Raw genomic sequence first — 14,451 nt, 5'->3', positions numbered from 1 at the left:
AGCGGGACCCGCCGTCGTGATCCACGTCCACGACGGCGGTCGACACCGCCCTGATGGAATCGGTCTACGACCTGCGCCTCCTGCTGGAGCCGGAGGCGCTCTCGCGTACGGTCCAGCACGGAACGGATCTCACCCCCGCCGCCAAGGCGTTGCGCCGCGCCGACGAGGCCGCCGACCGGGCCGATCGCAGCCTGGCCAACCGCGATTTCCACCGCGCGTTGTACGCGGGCTGCGGCAACCCCCTGCTCGTCAGCACCCTGGACGCCCTCCGCGACCAGACCGCCCTGATCTCCGCGGCGGCCTGGGTCCGGGTGCCGACCTGGGAGTCGGAGGCCGAGGAACACCGTCAGATCCTCCAGGCCGCCCAGTCCGACTCCGCCCCTGAAGCCGCCGCCCTGCTGCGCAACCACATGAGCTGCTTCGTCGACCGCGTCAAGGACAGCGGCGGCCTGGAGGCATAGGAGGCTTGTCCAGCAGAGACCGGTCAGAACCTCCCAGGCGTCGGGTCGGGTCCATCACGATCGGCCGGGCACGGGCACTCCCGCTCAGCCGATCACGACCGGTCAGGCACAGGCGCTCCTGCGGAGGCCGATCACGTCCGATCGGACAGCGGCAGATCCCCGTCCGGTTGGCGCATCCCTCTGAGGAGAGTGCTCACCCCGTCGGCGAGCACGCGGCCGCCCTCCTCCCGCGAGTCGACGAACCAACCGGGCAGCGGGCTACGCCCCGAGCAGGTGAGCTCGATGCTGACGAGGCCGTGGATCGTGGTCCACACCAGATAGGCCATCCGCGTGGGATCCTCCGATCCCGTCGCCCCGATGGCCTCCGTCAGCAGGCTGAACGTCCGCCCGAGCGCGTCCTGCCGCAGCTCGGGCGAGGGATCGAAGTCGGGCAGCGGCCGCTCGAACATCAACGCGTAGAGCGCCGGATCGGCCAGCGCGAACTCCCGGTATCCGCAGGCCACCGCCATGATCCGATCACGCGGCTCCGCGTGACCGTCGAGCGAGCCCAGCAGCATCTCTTGCAGCACGTCGAACCCGTACCGATATACCGCCTCCAGCAGCCCCGCCCGGCCGCCGAAGCACGTGTAGATGCCCATCGTGGACGTCCGCGCCTGCTCGGCGACGCGCCGGAGCGTCAGGTGCGGCGCCCCTTGCTCGCGGAGGACGCGAACAGCCGCCTCCAGCAGGTCGCCACGCAGCTCGCCGACTTCTTTCGAGGTGCTTACGTCTCTCGGCACCCTCTCACCCTAACGGCCCATAACGCGCATGATAACGAGCGTTATCACCTTCGAGAAGGGGACTCCGATATGCGTCCATCGGCTCTCTACCGGGCCAGCGCCACGGCCGGGTTCGCCTCCGCCGTGCTGCTGGTGATCAACGTCTTCCGCCGCGCGGGCCTGTTGCCGGAAACCACGCTCACCCACGCCATCGCCCCCTTCGGGGCGTTGACCGGTTTACTCGCGATCACCGGCCTCTACCTGCTCATTCGCGGTACGGCCGGCACCCTCGGCCTGATCGGCTACCTGCTCAACGCCGCCGGGCTGGCCGGGGCCTACGCGATCGAGTACATCCTGCACTACGTCTTCCCGCTCCTGGACGGCGCCAAGGTGACCGAGCTGCTGGCCGGAGGCACCGGGCGGGCGTTCCTCGTCACCTCGGTCGTGCTGCTGGCGGGGGTTGTGACCTTCAGCGCGGCGGCCCTGCGTGCGGGCACCCTGCCGCCCCTTGGAGTCATCCTCTACGCGGTCGGCATGATCCCCGGCGCGCTGCGGAACATGGTCCCGCTCCCCGTCTACCTGATCGGCCTGGCAGTGGCGGCGGCGGGGATCGCCTGGATGTCGGCCCGCCTCTGGTCGGCCCAGGAGGAAGCCGCGCCCCTCCCCTCCCAACGGCGAGTGACCGCTTAGCTCGCCAGTACCGGCTTCACTGTCGACGCGATTCCCGAGGCGCCGTTCGGGCACCTCGGGAGCTTCGCGGTGTACGGCCGCCGCGGAATAGGAACGCGCCGGACCGGCCCTGCCGTAGGCCGGAGATCGATCAGGCTCTCCCGTTTCACCACGAACCTGTCTGGAACCAGTCACTTGACGGCCGGTGGCTCGCAGACGGTCCCCTTTGCCGGCAGGCGGAGGAACATGAGGTACCGGTTGGCGTATGAGATGGCGCACTGGTTGCCGGTGAGGTAGAGGCCGTGTCCAGATCCGTTGTAACGGACCGTGGACGAGCCGGGCACTCGGCTCACGGTGTCGGCGACGTCCGCGTGGTCGGTCCAGGTGCCGGCCCCGAGGAATGGCGGTAGCCGGTCGGCGGGCAGCGGCTTGGCGGGATTGGTGACCGGGGCCGGCCAGCCCACGCAGCCGAGCGGATGCCAGAGCTCGTTTCCGGCGAAGTTCGGTGAGAGCTGCTGATCGAGCGCCTTCACCTGCTGGAACTCCTCGTAACTGGCGAAGCCCAGTCCATCCGTGCAGTGAGTCGCGTCCATACTCCTGAACGAGGGGACCTTCTTGCTCTTCGTGGCCTGCTCAACGTAGTCGGCGAAGCCCGAGGCGTCTCCCTTCACGGCTTGGTCGACGACCCTGGCGAACCGTTGCCAGTTGGGGAAGTCGGGCGCGGGGCCGGGGGTGATCACGTCGGGAGCGGCGGCGACCTTGAAGTCGAACCCGCTGTAGGCGACCTGTGTCCCCTCCACCGGCACAGGCGAACGGTCCGCGGCCGCGGTGAGGCCACGCCAGACGGCGCCTACGTCACGCCCCCGCAGAGCGCAGGCATCGCTGGACTCGCACCAGGCGCTGAGCCGGGTGAACTGGCCCTCGATCGCCGCGTACCTCATCCACAGGTCCGTGGCATGGTCGGCGAGGTGGTCGACGCCGCCGTCGACGTAAAGCGCGCGGACGGCGCCGGGGAACAGCCGAGCATAGGTCGTGGCGACGACCCCGCCATAGGAGGTGGCCAAGAAGCTCAGTTTCGCTTCGCCCAGCGCCACCCGGATCGCCTCGATGTCTCTGGCGACGGAGCCCGAGTCGAGGTTGTCGAAGTATTCAGGGTCGGCCTTGCGGCACTGCTCAGCGTATTTCCGGTTCTTCGCGGCAAGCCTGTCGTATTCGGCACGATTGTCGGGCACGGTGATCCAGGCACCGGTGGCGAGGCAGTCGAACGGGATGACGCCCAGGTCGGTGGTATTGCGAGGCTCGAGGGTGACCACGTCGAAACGGTCACGCAGCTGGGTGAAGTTGCCGCCTTTCTTCTTCAAGTCCTCGATGCCCGAACCGCCGGGCCCGCCGGGGACGGCGAACACCGCGCCGATCCTGCGGTGCGTCCCGGTGACCGGCAGGCGGGCGATCCGGATGGAGATCTTCCGGCCCGACGGTTTCGACCAGTTCACCGGAACCTGGACCGAGGCGCACTCCAGGTCGCCGCCACACGCTGTCCATGACAGCGCGGACGCCGCGGCGCTGGACGGAATCGCCGTCACCGCGGCCAGCAGGGCGGCCAGCAGCCCGCCCACGACCAGCGGCCGGATTCCGCGCCCTCGGACGGCGATCGCTACCGCCCCTGCGGTGAGCGCCACGACCGGGTAGGCGAGTAGCAGGGCGAAGGCCGCGAGCGGAGGGAGGATGCCCGGTCCGTCCCCGGCGACGATCTGATTCGGCAGGTTCTCCACCATGAAGGAGCCGATCCGCGACCTCCACGGCGACGGCAGCGTCTGCGCCACCACCGGCAGCACGAAAAGGATCATGATCAGCGCGACCAGCGAACCCGCCGTGGAGCGGATCACCGCGCCCAGGCCGAGCCCGACCATGGCGACCAGCGGCATGACCGCCCCGGCTATCAGCAGCTCGGCCGCCACTCCCGGATCCGTCAGGGAGACGCCCAGCGTCCGGCCGTCGAGCAGGACCTGCCCCGCGCGATCTCCCAGCACGGCCTGCGCGGCCACGTGCATGGCGAACACCAGCACCTCGCCCGCGACCAGCGTGACGGCCGCCAGCGCCGGGATCTTGGCGAACAGGAACAGCTGCCGCCTCGGCACAGCCACCAGACTCGTGCGGATCAGGCCGGTGGCATGCTCGGAAGTGATCGACAGGGCGCCGAGCGCGGCCATCACGAAGTAGGCGACCGGCAGCCCGGTGCCCACCCCCGCGCCGATGCTGGTGAAGACCAGCCTGTCGTCGCCTGCCTGATTGTCGAAGCTACGGGAGACTATGAACGCCACCCCGGCGCAGAGCAGCACGGACAACACTGAGAAGGCCAGCAGGTACAGATTGGATCTCAGCGAGCGCAACTTCAGCCACTCGGAGACGACGGTGTCGAGCATCAGGCGTCCCTCCCCGCGCCGAACTGCACGCTTTCCTCGGTCAGCTCCATGAACGCCTCCTCCAGCGAGGCGCTGCGCGGGGTCAGCTCGCTCAGCGCGATCCCACGCGACAGGGCCAGCTCGCCGATCCGCGTGGCGGAAAGGCCGCTCACCGACAGCCCACCGTCCTCCTCGTACACGCTCGCGCCGTCCGCCCGCAGCACACCGGCCAGTGTCCGCTGGGCGGCCGCGCGGACCAGCACGCCGCGCTGGAACCGTTCGAGCATCTCGGACATGGTGGTGTCGGCGATCAACCGGCCGCGTCCGATGACCACGACGTGGTCGGCGGTGAGCGCCATCTCGCCCATCAGGTGGCTGGAGACCAAGACGGTGCGGCCCTCGCCCGCCAGCAGGCGCATCAGCTCGCGGATCCAGCGGATGCCCTCGGGATCCAGCCCGTTGACCGGCTCGTCGAACATCAGCACCCCGGGATCGCCCAGCAGCGCGGCGGCGATGCCGAGCCGCTGGCGCATGCCCAGCGAGAACCCGGCGATCCGCCGTCCGGCGACCTCGGCCAGCCCCACCTGCTCCAGCACCTCACCGACCCGGCTGCGGCCGATGCCGTTACTGCGGGCCAGACACCACAGGTGCGCGGCGGCGGTCCGCCCGCCGTGCACCGCGCCCGCATCCAGCAACGCGCCCACCTCCCGCATCGGCTCCTTCAACGAGCCATACGGCCGGCCGCCCACGAGCGCGGTCCCGCTGTCGGGCGCCTCCAGCCCGAGGATCACCCGCATCGTGGTGGACTTGCCCGCGCCGTTGACTCCGAGAAAGCCGGTCACCAAGCCCGGTTTCACCGCGAAGGTCAGGTCATCGACCGCCGGCGCTTCGCCGTACCGCATCGTCAGGCCAGTTACTTCGATCATGAGATTCCCCTCGTCGTCGGGTGCCGGCATCCAGCTTCGAGGCGCGGCGTGCACTCCTCCATCGGCCTGCGCCCACCCTCGAAGGTGGGATTTCACCCCCGCCGTGGTAGGGCTGGACCTACCGTCCTCGCGCCGCCGAACAGGCAGAATGCTGGCGTGACCAGGCTTCGCCACCTCCTCCAACCAGCCGCCGGGCTGCTGCTGAACGCCGCCACGGGCGTGGCGGCCTGGCTGCTGCTCGCCCTGCTGGCAGGCTGTGCGGCGCTGATCCCAGTGGGCGGCCTCGGTTTTCCTCTGCTGACCCGGGCGCTGACCCCGGTCCAGGCCATGACCCGCTATCAGCGCGCCTGGGCGGCGCGCGTGCTCGGCCACGAGATCCCCGAACCGCACCGGCGCGGCCGGACCGGGCGCGACCTGATCTGGCTGGCCGTCCACGCCCTCGTCGGGCCGTCCTGCGTGATCACCATCGGGACGTTGCTGTCCTTCGTCGGCGTGATCCTCAATCTGCGCCCGCTGGAGAACAGCCCGTGGCAGACGATCACTCTCTCGCTGGCGATCCTGACCTTCTTGGCGATCGCGGTGGCGGCGATCCCGCTGCTGCACACGCTGCAGGCCCGCCTGGCAGCGCTCCTGCTACGACCGGCACCCTCCCTGGCCCGGCGGGTCAAGGAGCTGACCGAGTCCAGGGCGGCGGCCATCGACGCGCAGGCCGCCGAGATACGCCGGATCGAGCGTGACCTGCACGACGGCGCGCAGGCCAGGCTGATCGCGGTACGGATCAACCTCGGGCTGGCCAAGAGCGCAAGCGACCCCGATCAAGTCCGCGAGCTGGTGGGAGAGGCGTGGGAATCCGTCGGGCAAGCCCTCATCGACCTGCGCGACCTGGTGCGCGGCATCCACCCGCCAGTCCTCGCCGACCGAGGGCTCGCCGGCGCGATCCAGGCCGCCGCACTGCTCTGCCCGATCCCGGTGCAGATCGACATCGACCTGGTCGCCCGCCCGCAAGCCCCCGTCGAGTCCGCGGTCTACTTCGCGGCCGCCGAAGCCCTGACCAACGTGGCCAAGCACAGCCGCGCCACCAGGGCGTGGGTACGGCTATGCCACCAAGCAGGCGTCCTGCGGCTGACCGTGGGCGATGATGGACGCGGCGGCGCCCACCCAGCGGCCGGCACCGGCCTCGACGGCATCCGGCGCCGCTTGTCAGCCTTCGACGGAACACTCGCCATATCCAGTCCCCCCGGCGGCCCGAGCCAACTCATCATGGAGTTACCGTGCGTGTTGTCATCGCCGGAGATCTCGTACTCCTGAGAGACGGCTTGGTCCGCTTGCTGTCGGCACACGGCTTCGAGGTGGTCGAGGCCGTCGACAACGCGCCGATGCTGCTCGACGCGCTGATCCGGCACCAGCCGGACGTGGCGGTGATCGACGTACGGCTGCCGCCGACGCTGACGGACGAGGGGCTGCGGGTCGCTCTTGAGGCTCGCAAGAGACTGCCGGGATTGCCGGTTCTGATCCTTTCGCAGTACGTCGAGCAGCTCTACGCCCGTGAGCTGCTGTCCGACCACTCCGGCGGGGTGGGCTACCTGCTGAAGGACCGGATCGGCGACGTGGAGCAGTTCGTCGAGTCGGTGCGCCGGGTGGCGGCCGGCGGCACCGCGATGGACGCTGAGGTGATCTCTCAGCTCCTCGTCCGCCGGGAGCGGGACGAGCCGCTCGGCGAGCTGACCCCGAAAGAGCGCGAAGTGCTCGCGATGATGGCCGAGGGCATGTCCAACGCCGCGATCGCGGCCCGCCTGTTCGTCACCGACAAGGCGATCGGCAAACACACCAACAACATCTTCGCCAAGCTGGGGCTGCCCCCTTCCGACGACCACAACCGCCGGGTGATGGCGGTCCTGGCCTACCTCGAAGCCGAGCCCGGCTAGAGACCGTGTTTTGAAAGATCGCCACCCTTCGTGATGATCTTCGCGTGGGGCGGGGAGATCTGTCAGATGATCAATAGGCCGTGCTGGAGCCGCTTCTGCCGGCCGCAGCGACGACGGGCAGGCTGTCCAGGTCGAAGCGGATGCTGATCGACGGAATCCGATGGCGAGCGCGAACCGGGGCTCCGTGGCGGGACCTCCCGCCCTGCTATAGGCCCTGGCAGACGGTCAACGGACTGTTCCGCCGCTGGCAGCGCCTGGGAGTGTGGGCAGGGCTGCTCACCAAGCTCCAGGCGCGAGCCAACGCGCGCGGTCGCATCGGGTGGACGGTGAACGTCGACTCCACGATCTGCCGGACTCACCAGCACGCCGCCGGGGCACACCGGGACGGCCAGGCCCACAAGGAACCGCCTTGGCTCAGGGGATTACGCGAGCCGCGATGAGTTCTGCGGCGTCCTGCGGTCGTACTGTCGAACCCGTCACCGAGGAGGACTTCTGATGCGCAGCGTGACCTATTCGATGAGCGTCTCACTTGACGGCTACATCGTCGGGCCGGACGGCGGCTTCGACTGGACGGCGCCCGACGAGGAGGTCTTTCGCTTCGCCATCGACGAGATACGAGAGGTCGGCGTCCACCTGTTGGGACGACGGCTGTACGAGACGATGCTGTACTGGGAGACCGCCGACCAGGATCCATCGCTCGACGACTCCATGCTCGAGTGGACCGCGCTCTGGAAGCCGCTCCCCAAGGTGGTGTTCTCCACCACGCTGTCAGCTGTGCAGGGCCATGCCCGCCTGGCCTCCGGCGGCCTGGCGGAGGAGATCGAGCGGTTGCGCGCCGAACCGGGAGAGGGTGACATCGCGATCGGCGGCGCGACTCTCGCCGCCGAGGCGGCCGCGTTGGGCCTGATCGACGAGTACCGGGCCAGGGTCTACCCGGTGCTGGTCGGCGGTGGCATTCCGTTCTTTCCCCAGCGCGAGCGCCGGGTGGATCTCGAACTCGTCGAGACCCGCACCTTCAGCTCGAGAGTCGTCTACCTCCGCTACCGCGTGGCGCGCCAGGCCGTGTCTTAGAACGCTGCCGCCTCAGCTTGTTGGGCTGGGCGGCTCCGACCCTGGAGCCACGAGACGATCTCGTGCGCGATGTCGCTGATTTCGTCGCCGGTGGTGACATCGCGCTCGCGGCTACGGGTGTCACGGCGGACTACTTCGTAGCCCTCGCCTGGTGTTGAGGACGGCCACTGAGACCTACCAAGCGGGGTCGTTCTCGTCGGGCTGGATGACGACGAACGTGTTGTCGCTGTCGTTCAGGCCGTCGATCAGCATGTAGATGGCGGCATCGGACGGGTCGTCGATGTGGTCACCGTTCTCGCTGTCGGCGCGGTGGTAGGTGGCGGCGCGGTGGTAGGTGGCGGCCGCGAAACCTCCGAGGGACACGGATTGCTGTCGCGGGACAGGACGGCATGCCGGGGCGACAGGACGGCGGCCCCTCACAGCCACTCGCCGATTCGCGGCGACGAGCACGGTCGTCTGGAATCGGACGGCGAGCTTGTCGAAGCGGCAGGCGAAGGCATCCGCTTCGACCTTGACTCGACCTGGACGGCCTGCCCGTCGTCGCTGCGGCGGGCAGAAGCAGTTCCAGCACGGCCCATCGCGGACTACCTCCGTCTTGAGCACCAAAAGAGCGGCCGGGCGCTGGATGCGCCCGGCCGCTCACTTACTCAGACCGTAACTCACGCGGTGCGAATCAACGGGAGATCCTGCGCCGGCGGCAGGATCTTCCGTCTCAGACCTCCTGGCTCAGAGCCCGGATGAGGCGCTCATTCGCCCGCTCGACGCTGCGGCGCGCACGCTGCACACGACGGATGCGCGCGACGAGACGTTGCTCCTCGGCCTCGCGGTGGAGCGTTTGTATTCGGTCGTTTACCAGTTCATGGGAAAGATACGGCACTTTAAGACTCCCTGCGGAGAACGGATTCATCTGTCTGTCTGCTTTCTGCTCGTAGCGGTTGGGGGGGTTGGGGGGATTAGGGGTCAGGCAGCGACCGGGTGCTTCCGCGGACGACCGCGGGGCCGCTTGCGGGGAACGACGGTCCCCCGGAGGATCAGTTCGCCGCCCCAGACGCCCCATGGCTCCTCGCGCTCGAGCGCGCGAGCCAAGCAGGCCCTCTGGATCGGGCAGCCGCCGCAGAGCGCCTTCGCGAACTCCACGTCCTCCGGCGACTCTGCGAACCACAGGTCAGGGTCGGTACGACAGGGGATCTTGGCTTCGTCGATCAGGTCCATGATCGTCTTCGCCCCCATCACGTTCTCCTTTTGGTCGATCTTTTTGATCTTGGTCGGGCACCTCGTGGGTGGTTGGGGGATCACGGACAAACAAAGAGGCCGCGGATCCTGTTTGCGGATCCGCGGCCTGGAGGTTATGTACCGGTCAGGTTGTGACCGGTATATCCCTCCAGGGATGCGGACCGCGCAGTCCACCCTTGGGGTTCTGCTGGGTCGGCAATTCACTGCCTGCGACGTAGACGGGAGCGCTCGGGGCGGCCACGCCATAGTGGGCGTGCGTGAACGCGGCGGGCTCCTGGCGACGGGCAGACTTCTGGTGCCGTAGCTTGGCCGGCTCATCAACGAGCCTCACCAGGTCACGGCATGCGAAGGCGAGCCACTGCGTGGCCGACATCTTGATGCTGATCACTGGGACTCACCTCCACTCATGAGATCGTCGGACAGGACCTGTCCGACTCGCTTGACCATGACCCTAAACCGGGAACCGGAGAACCGGCAACATATTTTCTACCTGCGATGTTGTTACTTTTTCACACGGATCATGGCCTCCTGAACGACCGACACGACGAGGTCACCGGACGCAGTGAACATCTCACCCCGCGCGAGCCCCCTCGCTCCTCCAGACCAGGGTGACTCATGTGCATAGAGCAACCAGTCGTCCGCCCTGAACGGCCGGTGGAACCACATCGCGTGATCCAGCGAGGCTCCCACGACATCGGACGCGCCCCACGCCATGCCGTGCGCGAGCAGGATCGTGTCGACCAGCGTGAAGTCGGACGCGTAGGCGGCCAGCACCACGTGCAGCAGCGGATCGTCGCCGAGCTCCGCGTCGTACCGGAACCACACGTTGGTCTCGGCGCTGCGCAGCTCGGGGTTCTGGAACGCCTCCCACGTCAGGGGCGAGGCATAACGCGCGTCGATCGGCCGCGGCCGGCTCAGCCACTCCTTGTACTCGGCGTTGACACCGGCGATCTCCGTCATCCGCTCCTGAAAGGTCGGAAGCGTCTCGGGATCGGGTACGGCCGGCTTCACGGACGCCTGGTGCTCGACGCCCTCCTCGAAGATGTGGAACGACGCGGACATGGTGAAAATGGCCTTGCCATGCTGGATCGCCTGGACCCTGCGCGTGGTGAACGACCGCCCGTCACGCAGCCGCTCGACGTTGTAGACGATCGGGATGGACGGGTCGCCGGGGCGGATGAAGTAGGCGTGCAGCGAGTGCACGTGCCGGTCGGACGGCACGGTACGGCCGGCGGCGACGAGCGCCTGCGCGGCCACCTGACCACCGAAGACACGCTGGATACGCTCCTCCGGGCTACGCCCGCGAAAGATGTCGAGCTCGATCTGCTCCAGGTCCAGCAGGTCGAGCAGCTCCTTCAACGCCTCGTTCACAGTCCCCCCAAACAACAACCATTGGCCCCAAGTCTGGCGTGCCCCCCAACCTCCCACCAACCCGGCACCTCACCACCGCTCCGGCTCCCTGGGGAGAGGCACGCCGGGACAGCGGACCTCCCCGGGGGCCGGGGTCCGCATCTGACGGGAAGGGGCAACCGGCTGAGGGGACGAAGCGACCGGGCAGAGAACCCACGGACATGGCCCATCGACGCGACGTGACGGCGGCCGGCCGGGGAAGCTGGTAACCGTATCCCTGGAAGGCCCTCGGCCACGCACGGCGGTTGGCGCCCTCCCGTGCCTGCCGTACAAGAAAGAGCGGAGACCGGCACCGGGTCGAGCAGCCGGACACCGGACACCGACGCGTCGCCGTTGGTCTCGACCTTGGTCAGGTCGGCCTCCACGGTGCAGGACGGTATCTCCATATCTCCATCTGGTCGACGTTGTACGAGGCCCAGGTGGCGTCGATGTCGCGCTGGATGAAGGGTTTCAGGAGCGGCACAGCGCGAGGACGGCATCCCCATAGCGGTCGAGTTTGACGCGGCCGATTCCCGTAATGGACAGGAGGTCCTGCTCGGTGACCGGCGCGCGCTCGGCGATGGCCTGCAGTGTCACGTCGGTGAACACCACGTACGACGGCAACTTCGCCTCCTTGGCCGTCGCGGCGCGCCACGCCTTGAGCCGCTCCAGCAGCCCCTCGTCATAGTCGGCCGGACAGGTGGCGCACCGCCCCAGCTTCTGTTCCGTGGCCGCCACCAGCGTCTTGGCGCAGACCCGGCAACTGACCGGAACGGCGACCGGGCGACGCTCCCGTGAAGGAGAGCCGGAAACAGTGCCGGAAACAGTGCCGGAGACGGCGCCGGCCCGCGCGGGACGGCCGGTGAGGCCGTCGAGGAAGCGCGACGGGCGGCGCCCCTTGCGTCCGCCTGGCGCGCGCGCCAGGGCCCACGAGATCGACAGGTGCTCGCGCGCCCGCGTCACCCCCACATAGAGCAGCCGCCGTTCCTCCTCGATCTGTTCCGGCGTCTCCGCGTACACGATGGGCAGCATCCCGTCCGTGACCCCGACGAGGAAGACCGCGTCCCACTCCAGCCCCTTGGCGGCGTGCAGGGAGGCCAGGGTCACGCCTTCGACGGGCGGGGCGTGCTGCTCGGAGGCGCGCCGCTCCAGCTCCGCGACGTAGGCGGCGAGGTCGGCGCCGTCGGCGGCCATGTCCTCGGCGAGGTCGGCCAGCGCCTTGAGGGACTCCCACTTCTCGCGTGCCTTGCCGCCGCCCGGCACCGTGGGCGTCAGGCCGATGCCCGCCAGGATGTGGTGGACCTCCGTGGCCAGGGGCTCTTCGGAGGCGGACCTGGCCGCGCCGCGCATCAGCACGACCGCGTGCCGTACTTCGGGACGTTCGAAGAAGCGCTCGGCGCCGCGCAGGACGTAAGGGATCTCGGCCTTGGACAGGGCCTCCTCGTAGGCCGCCGACTGGGAGTTGACGCGGAACAGCACGGCGATCTCGCGGGACTGGACGCCCTGGTCGAGCAGCTTCCTGATCGCCCTGGCGACGCCGGCGGCCTCGGCGGGCTCGTCGTCGTAGTCGACGAAGGCCGGTCGGGGGCCGTCGGGCCGCTGGGCGACGAGGTCGAGGCGGTGCGCGGAGCGGCCTTTGGCGATGACCAGGTTCGCCAGGTTGACCACCTGAGGAGTGGAACGGTAGTCGCGGACCAGCTTGATGACGGCGGCCTTGGGGTGTTCGACGGCGAAGCCCGTGAGGTAGCGCGGCGAGGCGCCGGTGAAGGAGTAGATGGTCTGGTTGGGGTCGCCGACCACGCACAGGTCGTCGCGTCCGCCGAGCCAGGTGTCGAGCAGGAGCTTCTGCAGCGGGTTGACGTCCTGGTATTCGTCGACGACGAAGTAGCGGTATTGCTGGCGGATCTGCGCGGCGACCTCCTGGTGCTCGGTCATCACCGCGGCCGTCAGCTCCAGGATCGTCTCGAAGTCGACCAGGTGCCGCTCGCGCCTGATCCGCTCGTAGGCCTCATAGAGCCGGGACACCTCCTCGGCGGGCACCGGGGGCGTCCTAGAGAACTTGGCGGCGGCCGCGGCGTAGTCCTCGGGACCGACCTGGGTGACCTTGGCCCACTCGACCTCCGCCGCGATGTCCCGCAACTCGGACCGATCCGGATTTTTCCGGATCTGGCGGCAGGCTTCGATCAGGATCGGCAGCTTGGATTCGATCACCGAGGGCGCCTCGCCGCCGATGACCCGCGGCCAGAAGTAGGTGAGCTGCCGCAACGCCGCGGCGTGGAACGTACGCGCCTGCACCCCCGGCGCCCCCAGCGCCCGCAGCCGCTGCCTGAGCTCCCCCGCCGCCCGTGTGGTGAACGTCACCGCCAGCACGCTCGGCGCGTCGACGACCCCGCTGCGTACGGCGTGGGCGATCCGGTGGGTGATCGCCCGGGTCTTACCCGTGCCCGCACCTGCGAGAACGCACACGGGGCCACGTACGGCCTCGGCCACCTCGCGCTGCTCCGGGTCGAGGCCGGACAGGACATCGTCCACGTTGGTCACCTGTCAATCCTCCCAGCCAGTGGCGGTGAAGGGCTCCATTCTGGCAACATGCCGCCCGTCGTCCGAATCGTGGCCGAGATGCGAAGAACGGGTCTCTTCCCCCACAATGGGGCCCGACCAACTGCATGGGGGAAAGGGCAGGCCGTGCGAACAGCGGTTTTCGTGAGCGTTTGCGCGCTCGCTGCCGTCGCGTTGACGCCGATGACGGCGCAGGCGACGAAGGACCCCACCCCGGGCCCCGTGGCGACCACATCTCCCGACCCGTACGGGCTGAGCGGTTTGTCAACCGAGACCATCTCGTACGGCGCGCGCCGCCGCCAGGACATGGACATCTGGTGGACCTCGGACGGCACCAAGCGCCCCGGCGTGTTCCTGATCCACGGCGGCTGGTGGTCCAGCGGCGACAAGAAGCAGATGACCGAGATCGCCCGGAGTTATGCCGACCTCGGCTACACGGTCTTCAACATCAACTACCGGCTCTCCGGCGAGGCGGCGTGGCCCGCGCAGCGGATCGACGCGATGGCCTCGATCGCTCTGGCGCGCAAGCACGCCGAGCGCTGGTCGTTCGACCCGAACAAGTACGTCGTGGTGGGCTTCTCGGCGGGCGGGCACATCGCGGCGTCGATCGGCACGTACGGCGACGGGCAGCGGGGGCTCAAGGGAGTGGTCGGGCTCTCGCCGATCATCTCGCCGCTGCGCGCCTACGCCGACGGCGCCAACTCCCCGGACCCGTACAAGCGCAAACTCCGTAACTCGGCGATCCAGCTCGCCGGCGGCTGTCTGCCCAGGGGCAGGTGTTCGCGCGTCTGGGCCAGCATGGAGGTGGCCTGGCACGCCAGCCACAATGACGCGCCGGTGCTGACCGTGCACTCCACGGACGAGTTCGTGCCGCCGTCGCAGAGCCAGCTGCTCAAGGAGATGCTGGGCCAGGTGGGGGTGCCGGTGACGATCTTCACCTCGCCGGGCGTCGCGCACAGCGCGCCCCTCTATCGCGAGATGGGCGTCGCCGAGCGTGTGCAGCAGTGGATCGCCGAGCGCATCGGGTAGGGATTACCGGAGCCTTCCAGGTTGTTGCA

At 68.8% G+C, this 14,451-nt stretch carries 16 protein-coding genes; 7 read left to right on the top strand and 9 right to left on the bottom strand.

Annotated features, from left to right (window positions below):
* The first annotated feature begins 53 nt into the window (after positions 1–53).
* A complete protein-coding gene (locus tag AB0F17_RS46610) occupies positions 54–461 on the top strand; it encodes an FCD domain-containing protein (protein WP_358037024.1) in 408 nt (135 codons plus the stop codon).
* A gap of 131 nt (positions 462–592) precedes the next feature.
* Here the strand turns inward: AB0F17_RS46610 and AB0F17_RS46605 are convergent, their stop codons facing one another.
* Positions 593–1,240, bottom strand: coding sequence for a TetR/AcrR family transcriptional regulator (locus AB0F17_RS46605; RefSeq protein WP_358037021.1), 648 nt, complete (start codon positions 1,238–1,240; stop codon positions 593–595).
* Between the two features lie 69 nt (positions 1,241–1,309).
* Between AB0F17_RS46605 and AB0F17_RS46600 the strand changes: the two genes are divergently transcribed.
* A complete protein-coding gene (locus AB0F17_RS46600; protein ID WP_358037019.1) occupies positions 1,310–1,909 on the top strand; it encodes a hypothetical protein in 600 nt (199 codons plus the stop codon).
* 170 nt (positions 1,910–2,079) lie between these two features.
* Here the strand turns inward: AB0F17_RS46600 and AB0F17_RS46595 are convergent, their stop codons facing one another.
* Both AB0F17_RS46595 and AB0F17_RS46590 read right to left on the bottom strand, forming a co-directional pair.
* Positions 2,080–4,311: an alpha/beta fold hydrolase gene (locus AB0F17_RS46595; protein WP_358037016.1), complete on the bottom strand. Its 2,232-nt coding sequence runs from the start codon at positions 4,309–4,311 to the stop codon at positions 2,080–2,082.
* On the bottom strand, positions 4,311–5,216 hold the full coding sequence (locus AB0F17_RS46590; protein ID WP_358037013.1) for an ATP-binding cassette domain-containing protein: 906 nt from the start codon (positions 5,214–5,216) through the stop codon (positions 4,311–4,313). The genes AB0F17_RS46595 and AB0F17_RS46590 overlap by 1 nt, the downstream gene beginning before the upstream one ends.
* Positions 5,217–5,372: 156 nt before the next feature.
* On the opposite strand from AB0F17_RS46590, the gene AB0F17_RS46585 reads away from it, so the two are divergent.
* From AB0F17_RS46585 to AB0F17_RS46570, 4 genes are all read left to right on the top strand, one after another.
* Complete coding sequence (locus AB0F17_RS46585) at positions 5,373–6,524, top strand: histidine kinase (protein ID WP_358037010.1); 1,152 nt, start codon at positions 5,373–5,375, stop codon at positions 6,522–6,524.
* Entirely contained in the window at positions 6,488–7,141 is a 654-nt protein-coding gene (locus tag AB0F17_RS46580; protein ID WP_358037007.1) for a response regulator transcription factor, read from the top strand. The genes AB0F17_RS46585 and AB0F17_RS46580 overlap by 37 nt, the downstream gene beginning before the upstream one ends.
* A gap of 80 nt (positions 7,142–7,221) precedes the next feature.
* On the top strand, positions 7,222–7,581 hold the full coding sequence (locus tag AB0F17_RS46575) for a transposase (protein ID WP_358037004.1): 360 nt from the start codon (positions 7,222–7,224) through the stop codon (positions 7,579–7,581).
* A 55-nt stretch (positions 7,582–7,636) separates the two neighbouring features.
* The gene (locus tag AB0F17_RS46570) at positions 7,637–8,212 is read left to right on the top strand and encodes a dihydrofolate reductase family protein (RefSeq protein WP_358037001.1); all 576 of its coding nucleotides are present in this window, start codon (positions 7,637–7,639) and stop codon (positions 8,210–8,212) included.
* A gap of 174 nt (positions 8,213–8,386) precedes the next feature.
* Here the strand turns inward: AB0F17_RS46570 and AB0F17_RS46565 are convergent, their stop codons facing one another.
* From AB0F17_RS46565 to AB0F17_RS46540, 6 genes are all read right to left on the bottom strand, one after another.
* Complete coding sequence (locus AB0F17_RS46565; RefSeq protein ID WP_358036998.1) at positions 8,387–8,575, bottom strand: hypothetical protein; 189 nt, start codon at positions 8,573–8,575, stop codon at positions 8,387–8,389.
* A gap of 349 nt (positions 8,576–8,924) precedes the next feature.
* Positions 8,925–9,119: a hypothetical protein gene (locus AB0F17_RS46560; RefSeq protein WP_358036995.1), complete on the bottom strand. Its 195-nt coding sequence runs from the start codon at positions 9,117–9,119 to the stop codon at positions 8,925–8,927.
* Positions 9,120–9,172: 53 nt separating this feature from the next.
* The gene (locus AB0F17_RS46555) at positions 9,173–9,442 is read right to left on the bottom strand and encodes a WhiB family transcriptional regulator (RefSeq protein ID WP_357652055.1); all 270 of its coding nucleotides are present in this window, start codon (positions 9,440–9,442) and stop codon (positions 9,173–9,175) included.
* A gap of 127 nt (positions 9,443–9,569) precedes the next feature.
* On the bottom strand, positions 9,570–9,833 hold the full coding sequence (locus AB0F17_RS46550; RefSeq protein ID WP_358036993.1) for a hypothetical protein: 264 nt from the start codon (positions 9,831–9,833) through the stop codon (positions 9,570–9,572).
* A 113-nt stretch (positions 9,834–9,946) separates the two neighbouring features.
* The gene (gene tesB / locus AB0F17_RS46545; protein WP_358036990.1) at positions 9,947–10,816 is read right to left on the bottom strand and encodes an acyl-CoA thioesterase II; all 870 of its coding nucleotides are present in this window, start codon (positions 10,814–10,816) and stop codon (positions 9,947–9,949) included.
* A 489-nt stretch (positions 10,817–11,305) separates the two neighbouring features.
* A complete protein-coding gene (locus tag AB0F17_RS46540) occupies positions 11,306–13,366 on the bottom strand; it encodes an ATP-dependent DNA helicase UvrD2 (protein WP_358037093.1) in 2,061 nt (686 codons plus the stop codon).
* Positions 13,367–13,537: 171 nt separating this feature from the next.
* Here AB0F17_RS46540 and AB0F17_RS46535 point away from each other — a divergent pair, with 171 nt between their 5' ends.
* On the top strand, positions 13,538–14,422 hold the full coding sequence (locus tag AB0F17_RS46535; RefSeq protein ID WP_358036987.1) for an alpha/beta hydrolase: 885 nt from the start codon (positions 13,538–13,540) through the stop codon (positions 14,420–14,422).
* Positions 14,423–14,451 lie beyond the last annotated feature (29 nt).

It is taken from the genome of Nonomuraea sp. NPDC026600 (genome assembly GCF_040638335.1).
Classification (GTDB): domain Bacteria; phylum Actinomycetota; class Actinomycetes; order Streptosporangiales; family Streptosporangiaceae; genus Nonomuraea.
Note: the sequence above shows the minus strand (reverse complement) of the source record. Positions and strands in the feature narration are given on the sequence as shown.

Excerpts from the sequence above, each read along its gene's own strand:
- AB0F17_RS46610 (WP_358037024.1), top strand. The coding sequence starts at position 54 with ATGGAATCGGTCTACGACCTGCGCCTCCTGCTGGAGCCGGAGGCGCTC.
- AB0F17_RS46600 (WP_358037019.1), top strand. The coding sequence starts at position 1,310 with ATGCGTCCATCGGCTCTCTACCGGGCCAGCGCCACGGCCGGGTTCGCC.
- AB0F17_RS46595 (WP_358037016.1), bottom strand. The coding sequence starts at position 4,311 with ATGCTCGACACCGTCGTCTCCGAGTGGCTGAAGTTGCGCTCGCTGAGA.
- AB0F17_RS46590 (WP_358037013.1), bottom strand. The coding sequence starts at position 5,216 with ATGATCGAAGTAACTGGCCTGACGATGCGGTACGGCGAAGCGCCGGCG.
- AB0F17_RS46570 (WP_358037001.1), top strand. The coding sequence starts at position 7,637 with ATGCGCAGCGTGACCTATTCGATGAGCGTCTCACTTGACGGCTACATC.
- AB0F17_RS46560 (WP_358036995.1), bottom strand. The coding sequence starts at position 9,119 with ATGAATCCGTTCTCCGCAGGGAGTCTTAAAGTGCCGTATCTTTCCCAT.
- AB0F17_RS46555 (WP_357652055.1), bottom strand. The coding sequence starts at position 9,442 with ATGGGGGCGAAGACGATCATGGACCTGATCGACGAAGCCAAGATCCCC.